Genomic DNA, 5184 nt, shown 5'->3' with positions numbered 1-5184 from the left:
ATCAAACTCTCAAATTAAAATCCTTAAATCTCAGATGAAGTTTTTTAATAAAAAAACTACAAAAATTATTGTACGCTCGCTTATTGTATTATATTTGACACATTAACATGTATCAGGAATTACTTCCGTTTTCAAGTTGTTGTCGTTGCCGTCTAGCAACATATAGAATCTTACCATCATAAAAGAGATACAACAAGCTATATCATGTTCATATAGTTTAATTATATCTCTTTTATTAATATTTTCTTTATTTTTCTTTAAATTTCTACATTAGATACACTAGGTTTAGTTGGTGTTAGTTTTTTCATTTAAAATGCCAAGACCCTGCAAATCTCTATTAAAATTAGCATAGGTATCTGGAACTTTCCCAACTATTATACTTTCTGCTATAGGAATATTTGTTGTAACTTTTATTTTGTTTGTTGCAAGTGGAACAATTACCTGCATATTTGTTGTTATATCAACATATATAACATGTCTTGTTTGATTTATTCCCTTGGCCTCAAACTCTGATCTGTATTTTGTTTCAATTGAGCCAAGTGGCTTCATATTAAAACTTATCTTAGGTCCATAGGATGCAAATAAATCATTTTTTGTAATTGCACCTAGAGGAATTTTTGCTGTGCTACTAGCTATCACCTTTACTCTCTCTTGTATTGCAAGTGAAATCTTCGCACCTATTTTATTAAGTTCAACTGTATCTGCCTGTATCATTATAAGGTTTCCATCCTTATCTGTTTTCATATCCATAATATCTTCATAAGTAATTAAATTACCAAACTCTTCTCTAACTGTATTATTTATAGTTTCTGTTGCTATATTCCTAGCCTCTGCATCACATATTGCCATAATCGTTGGTTTTAGTGTTGTGTTTATATGGTAAAGAGTAAATACAATGAACCCGGTTACTATTAAAAACATAATTAAGGGTCCCTTATTTTTCTTTTTTTTAACCTTTATCCTACTACCTCTCATAAGCACTCCCCCCCATAACTATTAATATGCAAGCTAGTGTAGTATTAAGTCCAAAAAAATAAAGATACCACATGATATATTTATCATGTGGTATCTTTATTACATAATTTATGCTACCGATTTCTCGTCAATATTTTCTAGTTCATTTATAGATATACCTCTTGTGTGCTTAGTATGGCTCCACTCCTTGTTATCCTTATCAAGGATAGCTTGAATAGTAATAGGGAACCAAGTAAGTACATAAATACTATATAGTAAGTACCAAATAAATACCTTACCTGTTGTTTTATTATCTATAAATGCTATACCTATGCAAATTGCTAAGAATAATAAACTAATACTTCCCATTATTAGCATAAGTTCTAAACTAAATACATCCTTATCTACATTAAGCTTATTCATGAAATAAGCGTTAATCTTACCAAATAGTAATATATTACTTGAATATAATGCAAAGTATAATACTAGTCTCTTAGAAACCTTCTTATCAATTGCCATGATTATAGGGGTAAATAAGAACTGGAATACAGCAAATAACTGGAAGTAAATAATATTATCACTATTAAACCAATTAGTTAATACAAATATCATATTTGCACCAAGTAGCTGTATAGCTGTTAAAACAACACATATACCTGCAAGTATAGTAACATATGGTTGTATAGTATAAAGTGCACAATCAAATGCCCTCCAGCTTCTTTCCTTAAATGCCTTCTTTAGAAGTTTAAAGAAGAATCTTGAAGCAACATCTGCAAATCCTTGCATCCATCTTTTTCTTTGATTCCATGACTGCTTAAGAGTAATTGGCTTTTCGTCATAAATAACAGCATCATGTGCCCATCCAACTCTATGTCCATTAAGAACAAGCTTACAAGTAAACTCTAAGTCTTCTGTTAAACATGTAGCTCCCCAGCCAAGTTCCTTAAGAGTATCAGTATCTATACAAAATCCTGTACCACCTATCTGGTTAGATAGTCCTAGGTTATTTCTTGCTAACTGGAATAATCTATTATTGCTCCAAAATGCAATTGAGTATGATTCAGTAATCCATGAATCATGTGGGTTCTTACTATCAAGATATCCCTGAACAACTTTGTATCCCTCTTTAAGCTTTAGGTTCATAGCTGATAAGAAATTCTTTGATGCTAAGTTATCTGCATCGAATACAACAACAGCATCATATCTTTTGTCCATTCTGAATAATTTATCAAACATCCACTCAAGGGCATATCCCTTACCTCTTTTATCTGGGTCAAATCTCTCACAAACTAATGCACCTGCATTTCTAGCAAGCTCTGCTGTTGAATCTGTACAATTGTCCGCAATTACAAATATATCATATAGCTCCCTATTGTAATCTAGCCTCTTAAGACTCTCTACAATCTGCTCAACAACAACCTCTTCGTTGTGTGCTGCTACTACAAGAGCAAAAGTCTTATCCGGAACATTATCAAACTGCTTTTCTTTTTTTCTATATATACCGAAAAACGATATGCATAGGTAGTATAGTATGACTAAAAAAGCAATTACTTGTAGCCATACCGTAATAACCGTTATCGCTTCACTTATAAAACTTTCCATATACACTCCTCCAAAATGTTTAAGTCGACCATAATTATAATGATAAGTTATTTTCAGTTTAAATCAAGTTAAAAATGTTGAAAATACTAATAAATAATAAGCTTTTTAGTAAAAATTAATAATAATTCTTTATATATACATAATTAAACTTATTTATAAAATATCCTTTATACATTATACAGATTATTTAAAAATATAAAAGACCTTTAATAATAATTTAAAATTTTCTTTATATATAGGAAGATAGTTTTGTTTTAATTTATTGGCCTCATATGGTATAATTGGTGGTAGTTGTACTTTATATTCGTATAAAGTATTTATTTATGTAAGGGTACTTTATTTTAATAAGGATAATAACTTTCAATTATATAACTAGGCTTATATATTCTGCCTAAGAAGGAGGTTTCTTATGGATCAAAAGAATTCAGAGAAAAAACCATCAACTAAGAAAAAATCAAAAAAGAAAAAGCGAAGTATTGGTAAAACAATTCTTATTGGCTTTTTAATTTCACTTCTTATTTTAGCAGGTGCAGGAGCAGGGGTTGCTGTAGCTGTTATAAAATCAGCACCTGACATTGATTCTGATATACTAAGTACTCTTAATGAGTCAAGTATGATGTATGATATGAACGGTAAACCATTCGAAAAGGTAGCTGGTGATGAAAATCGCTTTATTGTTAACCTAAACGAAATACCTAAAGACCTACAAAATGCTTTTATAGCAATTGAAGATGAGAGATTCTATTCACATAGTGGTATAGATGTTAAGAGAATTTTTGGTGCCCTATTCCATAATTTTAAGACCATGTCTAAATCACAGGGTGCATCAACAATCACTCAACAGCTTATTAAGAACATAGCACTATCCCCTGAGAAGAAGATAACAAGAAAGCTACAAGAAATGTACCTTTCACTTCAACTTGAAAGAAAGTTAAGTAAAGACCAGATACTTGAAGCATATCTTAATACTATCTTCCTTGGAGGTAGAGATGTTTGTGGAGTTCAAAGTGCTTCACTACACTACTTTGGAAAGTCTGTTAAGGAACTAGACCTTGCAGAGTCAGCCCTTATTGCAGGACTTACACAGAATCCTGCTAAATATTATCCTTATAGCGAAAAGAACAAAAAGGACCCCACAGCCTATTTAAATAGACAACACACCGTACTTGGTAAGATGCTAGAGAACGGCTATATAACACAGTCTCAACACGATGAGGCTGTTAATAAGAAACTTGCCTTCGTTAATAAGAAGCCAGTTTACACTGCTAAGTATCAATGGTTTGTAGAGCCAGCACTTGATCAAGTAGAAAAGGATATTGCAGAAAAACAAGGAATTAGCATTGAAGAAGCTGAGAAGCAAGTAGCTAATGGTGGATATAGCATCCATTTAACTATTGACCCAGAACTTCAACTAGCTGCACAAAAGGTAGTAGATAATCCTAAATACTATAGTGGTATTTCTGTACCATCTAAGTATAAGAACTATTCACCAAATGGTAAGGATGGTAAGTCACAACCTCAAGCAGCAGCTGCTATATATGACTATAAGACAGGTCAGATGAGAGCAATTATAGGTGGTCGTGGAGAACATGAAGCAGGATCATTTAATAGAGCACTTACTGAAAGACAGCCTGGTTCAACTATTAAACCACTATCAACATATGCACCTGCACTTGATAAAAATATAGTTACATCAGTTAGCACTATAAATGGTGCTAAATTAAGTCCTGGTGAAGCAGAAGGATTCTCTCCTAAAAATGCTGCTAACAAGCAATATGGTACAGTAACTATTAAGTATGCACTTGTTGAATCAATTAATACAGCAACTGTAAGACTAACGGCTAAGATTGGTAAAAGAACCTCAATTGATTACCTTAAGAATAAATTCCACCTATCAACTGTAGTTGATAGTGGTGCTGCAAACGATGTTAATTACGCTGCTTTATCACTTGGTGGTATGACTAAGGGTGTACTTGCAACTGAAATGGCTGCTGCCTTTGGTGTATTTGGTAATAATGGAATGTACACAGAACCTATTATGTACACTAAGGTACTTGATAGAGATGGAAATGTTGTTATAGAAAATGAATCTGTTAAATCACAATCTTTATCTTCAACTGCTTCATTTATGACACTTGACATGCTACGTAGTGTAGTACAAAGTGGTACTGGTGGCGGTGCTTCCTTTGGTGGTATGCCTGTTGCTGGTAAAACAGGTACAACTACAAATGCTGAAGGTAACAATACAACTGGATGGTTTGTAGGGCTAACCCCATACTACTCAGGAGCTGTATGGATAGGCCATGATAAGCCTAGTGTTTCACTTTCAAAGCTAACAAGTGGTAGTGCTGCACGACTATGGGCTGGAATTATGAAGGAAGCCCATAGAGGAAAATCATATAAAGACTTTAGTAGACCTGCTGGATTTGTTTCTGTAGCTGTATGCCCAGACTCTGGTAAACTTCCTACTGAATATTGTACTCAAGCAGGAGTTACTCCTGTTAATGAATACTTCCCATCATCAAGTCAACCAAGCGAGATTTGTGATGTACACGTAGGTCCACCAGTGCCAGAATTACCAGACCCAGAAATTACTCCACCTGTTACTCCACCACCTGTTACTCCACC

At 33.3% G+C, this 5184-nt stretch carries 3 protein-coding genes; 1 reads left to right on the top strand and 2 read right to left on the bottom strand.

All coding sequences use genetic code 11. The features are described from left to right. Window positions 1-285: 285 nt before the first annotated feature. Entirely contained in the window at window positions 286-975 is a 690-nt protein-coding gene (gene yunB / locus RR539_RS10315) for a sporulation protein YunB (RefSeq protein ID WP_332474744.1), read from the bottom strand. A 108-nt stretch (window positions 976-1083) separates the two neighbouring features. Continuing rightward, a complete protein-coding gene (locus RR539_RS10310; protein WP_442878412.1) occupies window positions 1084-2544 on the bottom strand; it encodes a glycosyltransferase family 2 protein in 1461 nt (486 codons plus the stop codon). 421 nt (window positions 2545-2965) lie between these two features. Here RR539_RS10310 and RR539_RS10305 point away from each other — a divergent pair. Then, window positions 2966-5184, top strand: a 2219-nt coding sequence (locus tag RR539_RS10305) for a transglycosylase domain-containing protein (RefSeq protein ID WP_332474746.1), incomplete at its 3' end; no start/stop codon positions are given.

This window comes from Clostridium sp. (genome assembly GCF_036639235.1).
Classification (GTDB): domain Bacteria; phylum Bacillota; class Clostridia; order Clostridiales; family Caloramatoraceae; genus Clostridium_AB.
The sequence above is the reverse complement of the archived record's forward strand: the minus strand, read 5'-3'. Positions and strand labels throughout refer to the sequence as shown.

Excerpts from the sequence above, each read along its gene's own strand:
- yunB (WP_332474744.1), bottom strand. The coding sequence starts at position 975 with ATGAGAGGTAGTAGGATAAAGGTTAAAAAAAAGAAAAATAAGGGACCC.